Origin of the sequence: Qipengyuania aurantiaca, from assembly GCF_019711375.1 — a bacterium.
Taxonomy (GTDB): domain Bacteria; phylum Pseudomonadota; class Alphaproteobacteria; order Sphingomonadales; family Sphingomonadaceae; genus Qipengyuania; species Qipengyuania aurantiaca.
On sequence record NZ_CP081295.1, the window covers coordinates 107900 to 126244 of the forward strand.

Annotated in this window: 16 protein-coding genes; 9 read left to right on the forward strand and 7 right to left on the reverse strand. The window is 63.8% G+C overall.

The genetic code is table 11. The features are described from left to right. Positions 1-11 precede the first annotated feature (11 nt). Both K3148_RS00540 and pgi read right to left on the reverse strand, forming a co-directional pair. Complete coding sequence (locus tag K3148_RS00540; RefSeq protein WP_221425414.1) at positions 12-695, reverse strand: ferritin-like domain-containing protein; 684 nt, start codon at positions 693-695, stop codon at positions 12-14. A gap of 777 nt (positions 696-1472) precedes the next feature. Beyond that, complete coding sequence (gene pgi, locus K3148_RS00545) at positions 1473-3059, reverse strand: glucose-6-phosphate isomerase (RefSeq protein ID WP_221425415.1); 1587 nt, start codon at positions 3057-3059, stop codon at positions 1473-1475. A 53-nt stretch (positions 3060-3112) separates the two neighbouring features. On the opposite strand from pgi, the gene lepB reads away from it, so the two are divergent. From lepB to era, 3 genes are read left to right on the forward strand one after another with little or no spacing between them, the layout of a single operon-like run. Beyond that, positions 3113-3964: a signal peptidase I gene (gene lepB, locus K3148_RS00550; RefSeq protein ID WP_221425416.1), complete on the forward strand. Its 852-nt coding sequence runs from the start codon at positions 3113-3115 to the stop codon at positions 3962-3964. Further along, positions 3961-4632, forward strand: coding sequence for a ribonuclease III (gene rnc, locus K3148_RS00555; protein ID WP_221425417.1), 672 nt, complete (start codon positions 3961-3963; stop codon positions 4630-4632). Before lepB ends, rnc begins: the two co-directional genes overlap by 4 nt. Next, positions 4629-5549: a GTPase Era gene (era, locus tag K3148_RS00560; RefSeq protein ID WP_221425418.1), complete on the forward strand. Its 921-nt coding sequence runs from the start codon at positions 4629-4631 to the stop codon at positions 5547-5549. The genes rnc and era overlap by 4 nt, the downstream gene beginning before the upstream one ends. Here era and K3148_RS00565 read toward each other — a convergent pair whose 3' ends face one another. The 3 genes from K3148_RS00565 to K3148_RS00575 all read right to left on the reverse strand — a co-directional run bounded on the left by K3148_RS00565 (position 5550) and on the right by K3148_RS00575 (position 10082). Further along, on the reverse strand, positions 5550-5732 hold the full coding sequence (locus K3148_RS00565) for a hypothetical protein (RefSeq protein WP_221425419.1): 183 nt from the start codon (positions 5730-5732) through the stop codon (positions 5550-5552). Beyond that, positions 5732-8275, reverse strand: coding sequence for a type I DNA topoisomerase (gene topA, locus K3148_RS00570; protein ID WP_221425420.1), 2544 nt, complete (start codon positions 8273-8275; stop codon positions 5732-5734). Before topA ends, K3148_RS00565 begins: the two co-directional genes overlap by 1 nt. A gap of 223 nt (positions 8276-8498) precedes the next feature. Beyond that, on the reverse strand, positions 8499-10082 hold the full coding sequence (locus K3148_RS00575; protein ID WP_221425421.1) for a vWA domain-containing protein: 1584 nt from the start codon (positions 10080-10082) through the stop codon (positions 8499-8501). 366 nt (positions 10083-10448) lie between these two features. On the opposite strand from K3148_RS00575, the gene K3148_RS00580 reads away from it, so the two are divergent. Next, positions 10449-10778, forward strand: a complete 330-nt coding sequence (locus tag K3148_RS00580) for a hypothetical protein (protein WP_221425422.1) — start codon at positions 10449-10451, stop codon at positions 10776-10778. 30 nt (positions 10779-10808) lie between these two features. On the opposite strand, the gene dprA is transcribed toward K3148_RS00580, so the two are convergent. Both dprA and plsY read right to left on the reverse strand, forming a co-directional pair. Then, positions 10809-11930, reverse strand: coding sequence for a DNA-processing protein DprA (gene dprA / locus K3148_RS00585; protein ID WP_221425423.1), 1122 nt, complete (start codon positions 11928-11930; stop codon positions 10809-10811). Next, a complete protein-coding gene (plsY, locus tag K3148_RS00590; protein ID WP_221425424.1) occupies positions 11927-12532 on the reverse strand; it encodes a glycerol-3-phosphate 1-O-acyltransferase PlsY in 606 nt (201 codons plus the stop codon). Before plsY ends, dprA begins: the two co-directional genes overlap by 4 nt. A 141-nt stretch (positions 12533-12673) precedes the next feature. Between plsY and murI the strand changes: the two genes are divergently transcribed. From murI to K3148_RS00615, 5 genes are all read left to right on the forward strand, one after another. Further along, positions 12674-13444: a glutamate racemase gene (gene murI / locus K3148_RS00595; protein ID WP_221425425.1), complete on the forward strand. Its 771-nt coding sequence runs from the start codon at positions 12674-12676 to the stop codon at positions 13442-13444. A 207-nt stretch (positions 13445-13651) separates the two neighbouring features. Beyond that, positions 13652-14872 (forward strand): 5-aminolevulinate synthase, encoded by a 1221-nt coding sequence (gene hemA, locus K3148_RS00600; RefSeq protein ID WP_221425426.1) that lies wholly within the window; start codon positions 13652-13654, stop codon positions 14870-14872. A 98-nt stretch (positions 14873-14970) separates the two neighbouring features. Beyond that, the gene (locus K3148_RS00605; protein ID WP_221425427.1) at positions 14971-16284 is read left to right on the forward strand and encodes an amidohydrolase family protein; all 1314 of its coding nucleotides are present in this window, start codon (positions 14971-14973) and stop codon (positions 16282-16284) included. Next, positions 16281-17534: an amidohydrolase family protein gene (locus K3148_RS00610; RefSeq protein ID WP_221425428.1), complete on the forward strand. Its 1254-nt coding sequence runs from the start codon at positions 16281-16283 to the stop codon at positions 17532-17534. Before K3148_RS00605 ends, K3148_RS00610 begins: the two co-directional genes overlap by 4 nt. Beyond that, positions 17531-18235 carry a nitroreductase gene (locus K3148_RS00615; RefSeq protein WP_425594644.1) on the forward strand — a complete coding sequence of 235 codons (705 nt, stop codon included), beginning with the start codon at positions 17531-17533 and terminating at the stop codon, positions 18233-18235. The genes K3148_RS00610 and K3148_RS00615 overlap by 4 nt, the downstream gene beginning before the upstream one ends. Positions 18236-18345: the final 110 nt, after the last annotated feature.

An 18345-nucleotide genomic window follows, 5' to 3' on the forward strand; every position in this document is an offset into this window, starting at 1 on the left:
GGAGGTCTCGCTCAGGCAGGCACGGCCAGCTTGGGCGCGGGCTTGGGATTGCTCTCGCCCGCATCGCGCCATTCGGTCCTGCGCGGCGCCCCGAACCAGAGGAACAGCAGCGGCAGCTTGATGAAGAGCAGTTCGGAATGGATCATCCGGTCGATCCAGACCTCGCGCCGGTTGGGCATCCGCCTCTGGTTTTCGGCAAGCCACTTGTCATAGGGCAGGAAGTGATCGGGCTCGTCGACATGGACGACCTCGAAGATCTTGTGCAGCGCCTTGTCCTGTTTGACGATCGGGTGGTCGAGCAGGATCTCGACCTGCTTAAGGCCACGCTTTTCGGTCAGCGAGATCACGCGGCACAGCCGTTCGAAAAGATCGTCGCTGGCAATGATGGCATCGGTGTCGAGACTGTCGATCGAGGTCCCGAAGGTAATCTCAATGAAGCGGTCGATGTGGCCGAAGGTCCGGTCGAGCGCGATGGGCATAGTCCCGCGCAGCTCGAACCAGCGCTTGAACATGGTGTAATGCTTGCGCTCGTCCGCCCGGTGCTTCTCGACCGCCGCGATAAGTTCGGTCGCCTCGGGATGCTTGGCCTTCACCGCCTCCAGCACCCGGTCGAGCGCGGTATATCCGCGATGCTCGTTATAGATGTAGATCGACCCGAGGAGGTCGAGATAGCGACGCGCGAACCATGCTTTCATTGCAATGGTTTACCATGTGCCGCATTTGACGTCACCAAGTGGTTCATTGAGAAACAGATTGCCGTTCAGATGGAGAAAGCGCTGCCTCCAATGTCTAGACATCTTTCTCCATCCAAGCCGCTACCGACTGGCAGACGTTTCTTTGACCGTTATTCCGAGGGAATGTCGGCAAACGACATTCAGCGAGTCACAGGCTGGAGTAAGGCCACATTCTTTAGAAGGTCAGCGCTTCCCGACTTTCCTGCTGCGCATTCCCTCCGAGGATCTCGAAAATTTTGGCACGCAATCGAAGTGTTAGAATGGGTCTCAAAATTCAATCTCATGGCTATCATGCCAAGGGAAGCGTTTGACCAATTCGAGAGAGACCTAGCCGATCGCAGCTTCGCCGATCCTCGCCTCAAAACCCATTATGGGCGGCTCATAGAGAGGGAAATCGTCCGCCGGATGCGCGTCGACAGGTCCATTTAGCAGCCGGCACAAGAACCTTCGACTCTTTTTGAGACAGCTAAGTTTTTGAAGTATTGATGTTTTGCATTTCTGGTGGGGGGATAACTTCGGCACGGTGCTAAATGAATGAAGTCTGCCACGGTATATCCATGCCATGCCCGTCGAAATCACCTTTGCCACCGTCATTATCGCTTTAGGCGTCTTCTGCTTTCTGCTTCTGCGGGGCGTTGCGTCAGTGATCTGGGCGAAACGTTGCCATCCAAAAAATCCATCATTCAAAAGCCCATCTACCAACATCAGCTTGATGGGCGGTAAGGGAAAGATGGATGACTAGCCAGCGCCCAATCCAGCCGCATCCAGCAACTCTTCCGTACTCGCGTCGAATTCCTCGCCGCCCTGCTCGATCGCCTTGGCCATCTGCTTGCCCAGTTCGACGCCGAACTGGTCGAAGGGATTGATGCCCATCAGCACGGCATTGGCGAAGGTGCGGTGTTCGTGGAAGGCGATCAACGCGCCAAGTGTCGCCGCGTCGAGGTCGTCGCACAGGATAGTCGCCGAGGGACGGTCGCCGGGGTAATTGCGCGCGGGGTCCTTGCCCTTCTTGCCCGCCATCAGCGCGGCGCCTTGGGCAAAGCAGTTCATCAGCAGGATGCGGTGATGCGCGGGGTCGAGCTCGTCGCCCGGCGCGATGCTGGCGATGAAGTCGACCGGGATCAGATGGGTGCCCTGGTGGAGCAGCTGGAAGACCGCGTGCTGCGCGTCGGTGCCCACCCCGCCCCAGGTGATCGGCGCCGTCGGGCCGTCGACCGGCTGCATGTCGGCGGTCACGCGCTTGCCGTTGCTCTCCATCTCCAGCTGCTGGAGATAGTCGGGGAACAGCCCCAGCCGCTCGTCATAGGCGAAGACGGCGCGCGTCTGGCAGCCGCGCACGCGGGTGTAGTAAAGGTCGGCAAAGGCCGCGCGCAGGACGAGGTTATCCTCCACGCCGCGATCGCGGAAATGCGCGTCCACCTCGGCAGCACCGGCCAGCATTTCGCGAAATTCGTCCATGCCCACCGCCATGGCGATGGGGAACCCGATGCTCGACCAGATCGAATAGCGCCCACCTACGCTCTCCTGGAACGGGAGGATGCGCGTTTCGTCGACGCCCCATTCGACAGCACCTTCGGGATTGGCGGTGAGAGCCACCACGCGGCCGCCCGGATCAGACACGCCGTTCTCGCCCAGCCATTTCAGCGCGCTGGCGGCGTTTGTCATAGTCTCGATGGTGGTGAAGGTCTTGCTGGCGACCGCGATCAGCGTCTTGGCCGGATCGCACTTAGCAAAGGCGGCTTCCAGCGCCACGCCGTCGATGTTGGAGACGACATGGACATCGCAGCGAGCGAATTCGCGGGCCAAAGCGTCGACGCCCAGCGCCGGGCCGAGCGCGCTGCCGCCGATGCCGATGTGGATGAGATGCTCGATCTCGCCGAACGCGCCCTGGTGGATCGCTTCGACCAGCATGCCCATCCGGTCGATCAGCGCGGCGGCCTCTTCCACCTTTGCCTCGTCGCCCACTCCGCGCAAGGTCGCATGATCGGCGGCGCGGCCTTCGGTCGGGTTGACGACCTCGCCTGCGAAGAGCTTGGCGCGCATTTCGGCGAAATCCATCGTCTCGGCCAGCTCGGCGAACTTGCCCAGCACCGCCCGGTCGAGATGGGTCTTAGACCAATCGAACAGAATCCCGCCGGGCGCCATGGGATCGCCCTTGGCCTCGCCCGCAAGCTCGATCCGGCCCGAGAGCATCGCCACGCGGTCCTTGCCGCCCGGCTCGTCCGCCCCCTCGCCTCCATCACGACTCGCGCTGAACAATTCGAGCAGCGTGGGCTGCGGCAGCGCAGCCAGTTCGCTCCAGATATCGGCGGCAGATTTGGTCATGGCGGGCAAAAATCCTTTGAAGGGCGGTTGCCTCGCGACTAGGGCTTTCGGCGATGAATGAGAACCCCCGCCTTGTGCAACCGGACGCCGACGCCGATCCGGACGCCGTGACCGCAGTCGACACGAGTGCCGAAGAGCAGGAAAGCTGGGGCGATTTCGCCAAGTTCGTGCTCAAGCTGGTGCTGGTGGTCGTGATCTTCCGCAGCTTCATATTCTCGCCCTTCACCATCCCGAGCGAGAGCATGCTGCCGGGCCTCAGGAACGGCGATTATCTCGTCGCGGCCAAGTGGCCCTATGGCTATTCGCGCCTGTCGCTGCCCTTCGAAGCGCCGCTCATCCCCGGCCGCATCTTCGCCGACATGCCAGAGCGCGGCGACGTGGTGATCTTCAAGCACCCGGTCGACGGCACCGATTACGTCAAGCGCGCCATTGGCCTTCCGGGCGACACCGTGGCCCTGCGTGGCGGCACCGTCTTCCTCAACGGCCAACCGCTGGAACAGCGCCGCGGGGAATATGTCGACATCCCGATGAGCGAGAACACCGGCTGCCGCAGCGATGGCGGGACGGTGGTGGACGAAAGCACTTGCCGCTATCGCCAGATCACCGAGACTCTGCCTTCGGGCAAGAGCTATCCGACCATCGACTTCGGCCCGCATCCCAAGGATAGTTTCGGCCCGATCGTCGTGCCGCAGGGCGAGATTTTCGTGATGGGCGACAATCGCGACAATTCGATGGACAGCCGTTTCCCCGCCGTGGCCGGTGGCGGCGTCGGACTGGTCGATGCCGACCTGCTGGTCGCGCGTGCCAGCATGGTTCTGTGGTCGACCGACGGCAGCGCCGAATGGCTGCTGCCATGGACCTGGTTCTCCGCCGCGCGATGGGACCGGATCGGAACCGGCATATGAGCGCGCTCGATCCCGAGACACGCGAGTGGCTGGAAAAGACCGGCTTCTCCGTCCAGGACGAAGCGCTGTGGCAAGCCGCGCTCACCCATGGCAGCATGGGCGAGAAGAACGATTACGAACGGCTCGAATTCCTTGGTGACCGGGTGCTCGGCCTGTCGATCGCGCACTGGCTCTATGGCGAGAGCGAAGCGCCCGAGGGCAAGCTCGCCCAGCGTCTCAACGCCATCGTCAGCCGCGAAATGTGCGCCACCGTGGCGCGCGGGATCGACCTGTCGGAGCATATGCGCATTTCCAAGCAGGCGCGCGCCGATGGCGGCAAGGACAGCGACAACATCCTCGGCGACGTGATGGAGGCGCTGCTCGGCGCGCAATATCTCGACAACGGGTTCAAGGCGGCGCGCACTCTCATCCACGTACTCTGGCGCCCTGCGCTCGAAAGCGGTGCCGGCGAGAGCAAGCATCCCAAGAGCGCGCTGCAGGAATGGGCCGCGGGCAACCGCCGCAAGCCGCCCGAATACGAAGTGGTAGAGCGCTCGGGCCCCGATCACGCGGCCAAGTTCACCGTCAAGGTCAGCGTACACAAGGTCGGCGAGGCCACCGCCACCGCCGGGAGCAAGGGCGAGGCCGAAAAGGCCGCCGCCAAGGAATTCATGGAGAAGTTCGGATGACCCTTCGACAGGCTCAGGACGGGTCGGGAACGCGGTGCGGCCTAGTTGCCGTCATCGGTGCCCCGAATGCGGGCAAATCAACGCTGGTGAACCAGCTTGTCGGCCAGAAGGTCGCGATCACCAGCGCCAAGGCGCAGACGACGCGCGCGCGAATGCTCGGCATCGCGCTGCATGACGATACTCAGATGGTGTTGGTCGACACGCCGGGTATCTTCTCGCCCAAGCGCAAGCTCGATCGCGCCATGGTCAGCGCAGCGTGGGACGGGACGGAAACCGCCGACGCCGTGCTGCTGATGGTCGACCCGATCAAGCAGCGCCGCCACGAACTCGACCCGCTGGTCGAAGCGCTTGCCAAGCGCCCGGAACGCAAGATCCTCGTCCTCAACAAAGTCGACGCGGCGAAGAAGGAGCCGCTGCTCGCACTGGCGCAGGAGCTGGGCGAGAAGGTCGCGTTTTTCGAAGTGTATTTCGTATCGGCGCTGACCGGCGATGGCGTGCCTCAACTGAAAGAGGCGCTCGCGGGAATGATGCCCAAAGGTCCGTGGATGTATCCCGAGGACCAGGTCTCCGACGCCAGCGAACGCCTGCTCGCCACTGAAATCACCCGCGAACAGCTCTACAAGCAGCTCCACGAGGAACTGCCCTACGACAGCGCGGTTCGGCCCGAGAAGTACATCCAGCGCCCGGACGGCAGTGTGGAAATTCACCAGCAGATCGTGGTCATGCGCGACAACCAGCGCGCCATCGTGCTCGGCAAGGGCGGCAGCCGGATCAAGGCCATCGGCCAGGCTGCGCGCGAGGAACTCTCCGAGCTGTTAGGCCAGAAGGTCCACCTCTTCCTCCACGTGAAGACCGATGAACGCTGGAGCGAGGATAAGGAGATCTTCGAGGAACTGGGCCTGGAGTGGAAGGGCTAGTTAGCGCTTCTTCGCCACCTTGATCTTATTCTTCTTGGCGAAATCCTTCGTCGATTCCTCGCTGCGGTTCAACGCCTTGGCAATCTGCTTGAGGCCCTGACCCTTGGCGGCGAGGGTGCGGAGCTGGCCCGCCTCCTCGCCTGTCCAGGGTTGCTTGTGACGCTCGAAGCGTTCCTTGCCCATCAGTCGGCCTTCTTCTTGGCCGCGGGCTTCTTCTTCGCCGCCGCCTTCTTTGCCGGAGCCTTGCGCTTCTTCTTCGCCGGCCCCTTGGCCGCGCGGGCATCGATCAGTTCGATCGCCTGCGCCTCGGTCACGTCCTCGGGCTTCACGTCCTTGGGGATCGTGGCGTTGGTAGTGCCATCCGTGACATAGGGGCCGTAGCGGCCCGGCATGACCTTGATCTCGCCGCCGCTGGTCGGGTGTTCGCCGAGCGTCTTGATCGGTTCGGCCTTGCCGCGTCCGCCGCCCTTGCGGTTGGCCGCTTCGGCGAGCAGCGAGACGGCAGCATTCATACCGGTCTCAAAGACATCGCGCGTACTGGTCAGCTTGGCGTATTTTCCGTCATGGCGCAGGTAAGGACCATAGCGGCCGATATTGGCCTCGATCTCCTTGCCCGTTTCGGGATGCGCGCCGACGATGCGCGGCAGGCTGAGCAGCTTCAACGCCCATTCGAGGTCGAAATCGTCGAGGTCCTTGGGGATGCTCGCGCGCTTGGCGTCCTTGCCCTCGCCCAGCTGGACATAGGGTCCGAAGCGGCCCGTCTTGCGCTCGACCGGGAGGCCGGTGTCCGGATCCTCGCCCATGACGCCGTCGTTCGCGCCATCGTCACCCTCGCTGCCGGGCTTGGCGAACTGGCGGGTGAACTTACATTCGGGATAATTGGCACAGGCGACAAAAGCGCCATAGCGGCCACCGCGCAGCGCGAGGCGTCCGCCTTCGCGGCCCTCGGTCTCGCATAGCGGGCAATGACGTGGGTCCTTGCCGTCGGCGCGTTCGGGAAAGAGGTAGTCGGAGAGGAAATCGTCGAGCACCTCAGTAACTTCCGAGGGCTTCTTCTCCATGATCTCTTCGGTCTTCGGCTTGAAGTCCTTCCAGAACTCGGCGAGCAGCTTCTTCCACTCCTCGCGCCCATCCGACACCGTATCGAGTTCGTCCTCCATCCCGGCGGTAAAGTCGAAGGACACGTAGCGCTCGAAGAACCGTTCGAGAAACGCCGTTAGGAGACGCCCCGATTCCTCTGCAAAAAAACGGTTTTTTTCCATCCGCACATAGTTGCGATCACGCAGCGTCTGGAGCGTCGAGGCATAGGTCGACGGCCGCCCGATGCCGAGCTCTTCCAGCCGCTTCACAAGGCTCGCTTCGCTGAAACGCGGCGGCGGTTGGGTGAAGTGCTGGTTGGCTTCGACCACCTTCTTCAGCGGGCTGTCACCCTTGTTCATATTGGGCAGCAGGCCGTCCTCATCGTCCTCCGAAGGCTCGTCGCGGCCTTCCTGGTAGACGGCGAAATAGCCGGGGAATTTCACCACCTGGCCGGTCGCGCGCAGCTCGTGCTTCCCGGTCCCGTCGCGCAGGGTGATGGTGGTGCGTTCCAGATTGGCCGAGGCCATCTGGCTCGCCATCGCGCGCTTGAAGATCAGGTCGTAGAGCTTCGCCTCGTCACCAGAGCCGGCGCGGTCCTTCCTGAAATCGGTCGGACGGATCGCCTCATGGGCCTCCTGCGCGTTCTTGGCCTTAGTCGCATAGAACCGCGGCTTGTCGGGCAGGTAATAGGCGTCGTAGCGGTCGGCGATGGCTTTGCGGCAGGCATCGATCGCGCTTGGGTCCATCTGCACACCGTCGGTACGCATATAGGTGATGTGGCCCGCCTCGTAGAGCGACTGGGCAAGGCGCATGGTGTGGCTGGCCGAATAGCCGAGCTTCCGGGCGGCTTCCTGCTGCAGCGTCGAAGTGGTGAACGGCGGCGCGGGGCTGCGCTTCAGCGGCTTGGTCTCGATTTCTTCAACTGTGAAGCGCGCATCCTCGACCGCTTTCTTCGCGGCCTTGGCGCTGCCTTCATCGCCCAGCGTCAGCTTCTGCAGCTTCTTGCCGTCGAACTTGACCAGCCGCGCGTCGAACTCGGTCCCGTCCTGCTCCAGCTTGGCAAGGACCGACCAGTATTCATCCGCCTTGAAATGCTCGATCTCGATCTCGCGGTCGACGATGAGGCGAAGCGCCACCGACTGCACGCGGCCCGCGCTCTTTGCACCCGGCAGGCGGCGCCACAACACTGGCGAAAGCGTGAAGCCGTAAAGATAGTCCAGCGCGCGGCGGGCGAGATAGGCGTCGATCAGGTCCTGATCGAGTTCACGCGGGGCCTTCATCGCGTCGGTGACGGCCTGCTTGGTGATCGCGTTGAAGGTTACGCGGTCGACCTTCTCGGGCAGTGCTTTGCGCTTTTGCAGCAACTCGCGAACGTGCCAGCTGATGGCTTCGCCTTCGCGGTCAGGGTCGGTCGCGAGAACAAGGCGGTCGGCCTTCTTGGCGTTGTCGCTGATTTCCTTGAAGCGGCTCTGTTTGTCCCGATAGAGCTCCCAGTCCATCGCGAAATCCTCGTCCGGGCGCACGCTGCCATCCTTGGGCGGCAGGTCGCGGACATGGCCGTAGGAGGCGAGGACCTTGAAGTCCTTGCCGAGGTATTTCTCGATGGTTTTCGCCTTTGCCGGCGACTCTACGATGACCAGTTGCATGAGGTGGTAAAACGTCCCTTACGTGTGCGTATGCGTATACGCGCGAAAATGGGGACCGCTCCTGAGACCCGTCAAGCGACAAAAAACCCGGAGCGGCCCGAGGGCACGCTCCGGGATAAAGGAAAAGGACTTGCTCGAAACCGATCAAGCCCTTCGGGTCGCAGAGCCTGCCTAACCGGCCCTGCCCCTCAGGACCCCACCCAATTGGGTGGGTTTCGAAAGATTATCCCGCTTTGTCCCGATTTGAGCTTTGCGCGAAGTCGGGCGGGAGGATGCATTTGCCGGCATCGTACTCGCCGACCGCGCGGATGACCTCGTTCTTCTCCGGCTCGATCCGGCGGCCCGAGATCTGGCTGTCGATCACGCGGCGCAGGAGCTGGTCGAGGCGGGTGACGAGGTAGCAGTCGATCGCCGGCTTGGCATGCGGATTGCCGATGCCGCTGTCGTCGGTGAGGAAGGTGTAGCGCGACTGGGTGGCCGCAGCCATCGCCCGCATGACGTATTCGGCCACGTCCGCCACACCCGAAGCGCCGACCGGCACAACATGTACGCGCTCGGCGCGTAGATGTTCGGCCGCGAGCCAGGTCTGCGGGATATCGCGATCATGCGGCGGGGCGTCACCTACCAGTAAGAGCGATTTCACCGCGTCGTCGCGCCATTCGAGCTGGGCGGCGCGCACCAGGGCATCCTGCATCGCTTCTTCGTAGTCGCCACCGCCGCCGGCGTGTTGGGCCGCGAGACGGGTCTGCGCGCGGGAGACATCGCTGTCGAAATCGAAGGTCTGGGTAATGAAGTCATCGCCTTCGTCGCGATAGAAGCTGAAAGCGACGCGAATATCTATGTCGCGATGGCGCGCTTCGAGTTGGTCGATAATCGAGCGCAGTTCCGCCTGGAGGTAGCGCAGCTCGTCGCCCATCGAGCCAGTGACGTCGACCACCAGCGCGAGGTCGAGCTTGCGCACGGCTTGCGCGGCCCGGTCGGAACGGATGGTGACGCTCTGCGCGCCCTCGTCTGCCGACAAGCGCACCATGCGCCATTCGCTGCGTCCGGCGCGGACCCACACGGTATCGCTCAGCCGGTCCAACGCGGGGAAGAACACCGCGCTGCCATCGGCGACCGAGTTGAGGGTGATCGAATTGCCATCCTCGCAGCGCAGTTCGATGGGCATGAAGGGCACGGCCTGCCCGCGCGCGTCCTTGGCCTCCACCCGCAGGATGCGGGAGGTGTCGAGCACGGGAAGCGCGGCAATCCGCTGGCCGAGGTCGGACTTGCGGACATAGTCGGCGTAAAGTTCGGGGTTGAGCAGATCGTCATGCTCGCCCGCAGTCAGGAGCCCGCTTTGCGGACGCGGCTGCGGCGGGCGCGGCGGATAGGGCGGCGGCGGATAGCTGGGCATAGCACTGCTGGCCGGTGGAGGCGGAGCGACGGCAGGCGGTGCAGCGCGCGCGGCATCGACGGTTGTGACAGGGCTGGCGCTCTCCATGGTCCCGCGCTTGATGCGCGAGCCGGTCACGACGATGCTTTCGCCCTCATCTGCGACCGAGGCGGCGGGCGGAGGTGGCGGAGCCGGCGCGACTTCCATTGCGACCGGCGGCGGCGGAGGAAGGCGGCGGAGATGTTGCTGCTGATCGACCAGCGCTTCCTTCCCGAGATCGGGTAGAGGTGCCGGGGTGCGGCAATAACCGAGATCGCGCAACGGCGGCGGCACACTGGTTCCGGCTTCCGCCTGCTCGCCCTGCGCCTGCAAAACGGCTGGGCCCGGAGCCAACAGAGAAAGGGCACAGGCCCCGGCAATCATCTTCTTCATCACGACTCTCCCCGATCGAACGCGAAATGATACTGCATCACATTTGATCGAGGAAGAAAGATGAACGGTTGCTGACGGGGGATGATCTGTTAGGCATATCCAATCAATTTTATGCCAACCCTAAAGTGGCGCGTGGGTTTCCGGCGACTTCAAGCCGACCTGGAAGTTGGCAATGGTAGGCAGTTTGGAAAAACATGAAGAGCCGTTGACGCCTCGTCCGGTCGAAGTCAGGTTTGCAAAATGAGTGTTCAAACGCCAACATCGCAGTTGCTACCTTTGCTAGTAAGCAGCCAAATTTTAATAGGCTGCTTGCCAGTTGAGGAAGGGAAAGAGGTCGAGACAGACGTTGCGAAGGAAGCGGTTGCAATGGGTGAACAGCTCTCGGGCGCGATGCTTGAGCAATTAATCGTCGGCAAAGTCATCTCCAATCGTGAACTTACTAAACCGAATTTTGTGATGTTCGGTGAGAGGTTCGAAGTTGACGGCACTTGGTTCGCCGCGTTCCAAACACGCGGGCCGACTCAACTGACCGGACGATGGAGGATCATAAACGACGAGCTGTGCATCGAGCCTAAGGGGGGCGCTGAGCAATGCCGAATTGTTCGTGTCGGTGACGAACCCGGTGTTTATGAGATTACAAGTAGCTTAGCCTCGTTCGACAACGATCGAGTTCGGTTTGAGATTTTTGATCACTGACTTATCCGCGCCAGATGTAGGGATCTTCGTTCAGGCTGGGGTCAAAGTCACCCGCCCCGCCGCATGCCGCTCCAGCCGCCCGGCAATTTCCAGCTCAAGCAGCGCCAGTTGCACCGCGGCCGCGCTTTCGCCCGATTGCCGGATGAGTTCGTCGATGGCGACCGGTGCGGTGGTCAGGAGCGAGGCGATGTCGGCCGGTTCGGCCTCCGCCATCTCGGAAGGTTCGAAGTCGAATTGCTCCGAGGGTTCGCGGAAGGTCGAGCGCGGGCTGCCATCGAAACCGGTGAGCAGTTCGGCGACATCCTCAGGCGATTGCACCAGCACGGCGCCTTCGCGGATGAGGTGGTTGCAGCCGTGGCTGCGCGCCTCCAGCGGGCTGCCGGGGATCGCCATGACCTCCCTCCCCGCCTCGCCGGCCAGCCGGGCGGTGATGAGACTGCCGGACTTGACTGCCGCCTCGACCACCAGGGTGCCTGCGGCGAGCCCGGCGATGATGCGGTTGCGGCTGGGAAAGTGGCTGCCGCGCGGTTCGGTGCCCGGCGGCTGCTCGGCGATGAGCAGGCCGTCGCGCGCGATCCGCTCCTGCAAGTCGCTGTGCTGCGGCGGGTAGGCGATATCAATCCCGCTGGCGATCACGCCGATGGTCTGCGGAAATGCACCCTCATGCGCCGCGCCGTCGATCCCGCGCGCCAGTCCCGAGACCACCGTGAACCCGGCCTCGGCCAGCCCCTGCCCGAAATCGCGCGCCAACTTGACCGCTGCCGCGCTGGCGTTGCGCGCACCGACCATGGCGACGCAGGGCCTGGCGGCCAGCGAGAGGTCGCCTCGCCAGGTCAGGATCGGCGGGGCGCTGTCGATCTCGCCGAGCAGGCGCGGATAGTCAGGCTGGTCGTGGAACAGGTATTTCGCGCCCGCAATGCGCACGCCGTCGACCTCGCGCTCGATCTTATCGCGGGGCGCAGCGCGATACTGCCGCCCGCCCTTCTTTCCCAGCTCCGGCAGCGCCTCCAGCGCCTCAGCCGCGGTGCCGAAGCGCGCCAGCAGCATGGCGTAGCTGACCGGGCCGATATTGGGCGAGCGCAGCAGGCGGATGCGGGCAAACGCCTCGTCCTGCGTGAGCGTGGCCGGCGCGGGGTGGACCGCCTCGTTCACCCCTTGGAGCCGACCTTCGGTTCGGTCCCGGCGGCGAGGCGCTTGATATTCTCGCGGTGCAGCCAGATCACCAGCACGGCGACCAGCGCCAGCGCCTTGGCGAAGGTCCACCAGCCAAAGAACACGGCGGCCAGCGCGGCGGCCACGACCGCGCTCATCCCGGCAAGCGAGCTGATCCGCGTGATTGCGAGCATACCGAGCCAGACCACGGCGTAGACCGCGCCCAGCGGCCAGGCGAGGCCGAAGCACACACCCGCATTCGTCGCCACGCCCTTGCCGCCCTTGAAGCCGAGCCAGACGGGGAAGCAATGGCCGATCACCGCGAACAGCGCGGTCCAGCCCACTTCCTGCCAGAACAGGTTCCATGCGATCAGGACCGGTACCAGCCCCTTGGCAAGGTCGAGCAGGAGGGTGGCAGCGGCCAGCCCCTTGCTGCCGGTGCGCAGCACATTCGTTGCCCCGATATTGCCGCTGCCCTGCTGGCGAATGTCGCCCTTGCCCGCCAGTTTCGCCAGGATCAGGCCGAAGGGGATCGAGCCGAAAGCATAGCCCAGCAGCGCGGCCCAGAGGACAGTGATCGAAAAGTCGGTACCGAAATCCATGCAAAACCCCAAATTCCGTTCGGACTGAGCTTGTCGAAGTCCGGCATTTTCTTCTAGCGATGGTCTTAAGGTGAAATACGGCCCTTCGACAAGCTCAGGGCGAACGGAAGGTCCAGTTTGAACTCATCTTCCCCCATACTGATGTTCGATTCCGGCGTCGGCGGGCTGACCGTGCTGGCGGAACTGCGCAAGCTCATGCCCAAGGCGCCGGTCATCTACGCCGCCGACATTGCGGGCCTGCCCTATGGCGCGAAAAGCGAGGCGGAAGTGGCCGCGCGCGTCGCAGGGCTGCTGGGGCGGATGGCAGAGCGCTACGACCCGCGGCTGATCTGCATCGCCTGCAACACGGCGAGCACGATTGCGCTCGGCATGGTGCGCGAGGTGCTGGAAACGCCGATTGTCGGCACGGTCCCCGCGATCAAGCCAGCCGCCAAGGTCACCAAGACGGGAGTTATCGGCCTCCTCGGCACCGAAGCGACCGTGCGGCAGGGTTATGTCGACGATCTTGCGCGCGAGTTTGCAGACGGAAAAACACTGCTGCGCCACGGGTCGAACCAATTGGTTGCGTTGGGCGAAAAGAAGCTGCGCGGCGAGACTGTCAGCGTGGACGAGGTCGCCAAGGCCGCTTCGGGCCTGATCCTCCAGCCGGGTGGGGAAAATCTCGATACGGTGGTGCTGGCTTGCACCCATTTCCCGCTGCTGGAGCCAGAACTGCGTGAAGCCTTCGGCAAGGATGTCGCCTTTATCCACGGCGCAGCGGGTATTGCGCGGCGGATCGCCCACCTCCTCGAAGGCCAGAGCTTCGGCTTCTTTGCCCGGAGCTTCGCCGTCACCACGGGCGAGATCGACGATTTTAAGCGCCTTTCCGGCGCCTTCGAGCGGCACGGCATCACCCGCCTGCGCAAGTTCTGACCCCTTCCGCCGAGGCTTGCACCGCGCGGCATAGGCCTTGCCAAATACGGAATTGAGAAGCCGCGCCGCATCGCGTATGGGGCGCCCACACGCCGTATTACGACGGATATAGAACCAATGGCCAATGGCGGCCCTAGGCAGTTTCCGATACCTCAACAGGCATAGGGGATTGCCGCTAGGGATTGAGCGGCTATAGGCGAGGGCATCATGAACTACGGACAGGTTTTCGACGAAGCGATCGGTCGTCTTCACAAGGAAGGCCGCTACCGTGTGTTCATCGACATCATGCGCAACAAGGGGGCCTTCCCCAACGCGCGCTGCTTCCACGGTCACAACGGCCCCAAGCCGATCACCGTGTGGTGCTCCAACGACTATCTTGCCATGGGCCAGCACCCCAAGGTCATCGAAGCGATGGAAAACGCGCTTCACGATGTCGGCGCAGGGTCAGGCGGCACCCGCAACATCGGCGGCAACACGCACCTCCATATCGAGCTGGAACGCGAACTCGCGCAGCTGCACGGCAAGGATGGCGCGCTGCTGTTCACCAGCGGCTATGTCTCGAACGACGCGACGCTGTCGACACTGGCCAAGCTGCTTCCGGGCTGCGTGATCTTCTCCGACGAATTGAACCACGCCAGCATGATCGCCGGCATCCGCAATTCGGGCTGCGAGAAGCGCGTCTTCCGCCACAACGATCTCGAGCATCTGGAACAGCTGCTCGCGGCCGAGGATTTCGACACGCCGAAGGTCATCGCCTTCGAGAGCGTCTACTCGATGGACGGTGACGTCGCCCCGATCCACGCGATCTGCGACCTTGCCGAGAAGTATAACGCGCTGACCTATATCGACGAAGTCCACGCGGTCGGCATGTATGGCGACCATGGCGGCGGCATTTCGGAACGTGACGAGGCTGCGCACCGCATCGACATAATCGAAGGCACGCTGGGCAAGGCATTCGGCGTGATGGGCGGCTATATTGCTGCCGATACCCGCGTGATCGACTGCATCCGCAGCTACGCACCCGGCTTCATCTTTACCACTTCGCTCAGCCCCGTGCTGGTCGCAGGGGTGCTCGCCGCGGTGAAGCACCTGAAGTCCTCGAGCGAGGAACGCGACGCCCAGCAGGCTGCCGCTGCCCTGCTCAAGGAAAAGATGCGCAAGGCCGGCCTGCCGGTCATGCCCTCGGTCACGCATATCGTGCCGCTGATGATCGGCGATCCGGTGCGTGCCAAGCAAATCAGCGACATCCTGCTCGCCGAATACGGCGTCTATGTCCAGCCGATCAACTTCCCCACCGTGCCGCGCGGTACCGAGCGCCTGCGCTTCACGCCGGGCCCGGCGCATACGGCGGAAATGATGGACGAGCTGGTCACCGCGCTGGTCGAGATCTGGGACCGGATGGACATGGATCTGGCCAAGGCGGCCTGACCCCTTCCCTACCGCAGAAAATTCGCAAGACCGGGCTTGTCCGGCCTGCGCTTCCCGCTAGTCTCCCCGGCGAGAGAACTTCGTCCGAGGGGGATGCCTTGCCTAAATTGTTACCTTCCATCGCCGCACGCCTGCTGTGCGTCGGGGCTGCGCTGATCGCTGCGCCGCAGCTCGCCGCGCAGGAACGCCCCATCGCCTTTACCGGGGCGACGATCATGCCCATGTCGGGCGCGCCGATCGAGAACGGCACTCTGGTGATCGAAGACGGCAAGATCCGCGCAGTCGGCGCCGATGTACACATCCCGTCGGACGCGGAACGCCGCGATGCGAGTGGCATGGTGATAATGCCCGGCATCGTCGATACCCATTCCCACATCGGCCAGGTTCAGGGGGCCGATCGCAGCGCCCCGATCCAGCCCGAAGTGCGCGCGATGGATTCGATCAATCCGCGCGACCACAGCCTCGACAAGGCGCGCGCAGGCGGTGTCACCTTTGCCAATGTCATGCCCGGATCGGGCCACCTCATGGCGGGCCAGACCTTCTACATGAAGCTGCGCGACGGCGAGACGATCGAGGATGTCGCCATCTTCTCGCGCGACGGGCGCATGATGGGCGGCATGAAGATGGCCAATGGCACCAACCCGATGGGCTGGGTCAGCGGCGGCCCCGGCACGCGCGCCAAATCGGCGGCGCTGGTACGGCAGGCTTTCATCGAGGCGCAGCCCTATTGCCGCGGTAAACGCGAGAAGCGCGACCTTGGCAAGGACGCGCTGTGTGAAGTTCTCTCGGGCGACAGGCTGGTCCACCACCACACGCACCGCGCCGACGACATCATGACCGTCCTGAGGCTCCAGCGCGAGTTCGGGTTCCGCCTATTGATCCAGCACGGTATGGAAGCGGGTGATATTGCCGACCGGATTGCGGCCGCCAATGTGCCGGTGTCGCACATCCTTGTCGATGCGCCGGGCGGCAAGCTGGAAGCGCAGAACTCGCGCATCACTTCGGCGGCCGATCTCGAACAGGCCGGCGTGCTCGTTTCGCTCCACTCCGACGATCCCATCGTGGATTCGCGCATGATGCTGCGGCAGGCGGCGCTGGCCGTGCGCGGCGGCATGACCCGCGACGGGGCGCTGCGGGCACTAACCATCAACGGCGCGAAACAGGTCGGTCTCGACAGTCGCATAGGCTCACTCGAAAAGGGCAAGGACGCCGATTTCATCCTGCTCGATGGCGATCCGCTGTCGATCTACACCAAGGTCATGGAAACCTGGGTCGAAGGGTCGCTGGTCTTCGACCGCAGCGATCCGGAGGATGCCAAGTTCGCCACCGGCGGCTTTGGTACCGCCAGCGACGGGCGCGCCGCCCACCACCATCTCGACAAGGAAGCCGCCAGCCTGGAGGGAGCACGATGACCCCTATCGCCAAATCGCGCCGCGCCTTCGCGGCCCTCACCGCCAGCCTCGCCGCCACTCTTGCTCCCGCGCTTGCCGCGCAGGATGTCGCCGTGCGCGGGGAAACCGTCCACACCATGGCCGGCGCCCCGATCAGCGACGGTGTGGTGGTCATCGAGGACGGTGTGATCACTGCCGTCGGCCCCGCCGCCACGACAGCCATCCCCGAAGGCATGCGCGTCCTCAGCGCGCCGGTGGTGACGCCCGGCCTTATCGATGCGCATTCGACGGTCGGCCTTGCCGGCTATCTCAACCAGGACGGTGATCAGGACCAGCTCGAAAACTCGGCCCCGATCCAGCCGCACTTGCGTGCAATCGACGCCTACAACCCGCGCGACCGGCTGGTCGAATGGGTGCGCGAACTGGGCGTCACCACGCTCCACACCGGCCATGGTCCGGGCGCGCTGGTCTCCGGCCAGACCATGGTCATCAAGACCCACGGCGCGACGGTCGAGGACGCGGTCCTCGTCGAACGCGCGATGATTGCGGCCAATCTCGGCGAGACTGCCATGGCCGACGGGCAGACCGCGCCCGGCACGCGCTCGAAGCAGATGGCCATGCTGCGCAGCGCTCTGGTCGAGGCGCGCAACAACTTGGCGAGCCTCGAAAATGTCGACGGCGACGGGGAGAGCGACGACAAGCCTGCCAGGCGCGATCTCGTCAACGAGGCGCTGCGCGATGTGCTCGCCGGCAAGGTGCCGCTGATGGTCACCGCCTGGCGCGAACGCGACATCCTCAACGCCCTGCGCCTTGCCGAGGAGTTCGACATCCGCGTGGTGATCGACGGGGCGGCCGAGGCCTATCTCGTCACCGACCAGCTGCGCGAAGCGGGTGCTACCGTGCTGCTCCACCCGCCCCGCGCGCGCCAGTACGGCGATCTCGAAAACGCCAGCTTCGACACCGCGGCCAAGCTGCGCGCGGCAGGCGTGCCTTTCGCCTTCCAGTCGGGTTACGAGGGCTATGTCCCCAAGACCCGCGTGGTCCAATGGGAAGCGGGCGTTGCGGCGGCCAACGGTCTCGGCATGGAAGCCGCGCTGGAGGCGATCACCATCGATGCCGCCCGCGCGCTGGGCGTCAGCGACCGGATCGGCTCGCTCGAAGTCGGCAAGCATGGCGATGTCGCGCTGTTCGAAGGCGATCCCTTCGAGACGGTCAACCGCACCCTCGGCGTGGTCATCGACGGCGTCGTTGTCAGCGATCAGCCGCGATGAGCGACCCCGTCTACGGTTCGCCCGAAATGACCTATGAAGAGGTGGTCCGCTCGCGGCGCTCGATCCGCGGCTATCTCGACAAGCCTGTCCCGCGCGAGCTTATCGAGGAGGTGCTCGAAATGGCCATGCGCTCGCCCTCCTCGATGAACACCCAGCCCTATCACTTCCACGTGATCACCGGTGAACCGCTCGACCGCATCCGCAAGGGCAACACCGAGCGTATCCTCGCCGGCGAGCCCGACAGCCGCGAATTTCGCCGCGGAGAGGCCTTTGCCGGCAAACATCGCGACCGCCAGATCGCCTGCGCGGTGCAACTGTTCGAAGCCATGGGCATCGAGCGCGACGACAAGGAGAAGCGGCAGGACTGGGTCCTGCGCGGCTTCCGCCAGTTCGACGCGCCCGTCTGCGTCATCGTCACCTACGACAAGGAATTGTCCGGAAGCGACGATACGCCGTTCGACTGCGGCGCGGTCACCACGGCGCTGGTCAACGCCGCTTGGAGCCGTGGGCTCGGCTGCGTGATCAACTCGCAAGGGATCATGCAGTCGCCGGTCGTGCGTGAAAACGCGCATATCCCCGATGACCAGGTGATCATGAAGGCGGTGGCGATGGGATGGCCGGACGAGGATTTTCCCGCCAACCCCGTCCGGATAACGCGCCGCTCGGTGGAGGATGCGGCCCGCTTCGTCGGGTTCGACTAGGGGCAAGCAAACCCGAATTTAACCTTCGACATAGCTGCAAACGGGTCAGTTTCGTCCCACCGCATCCTCCCATCGGCTCGCCGAACTAACCTTGCCTCTTGATGCCGAAT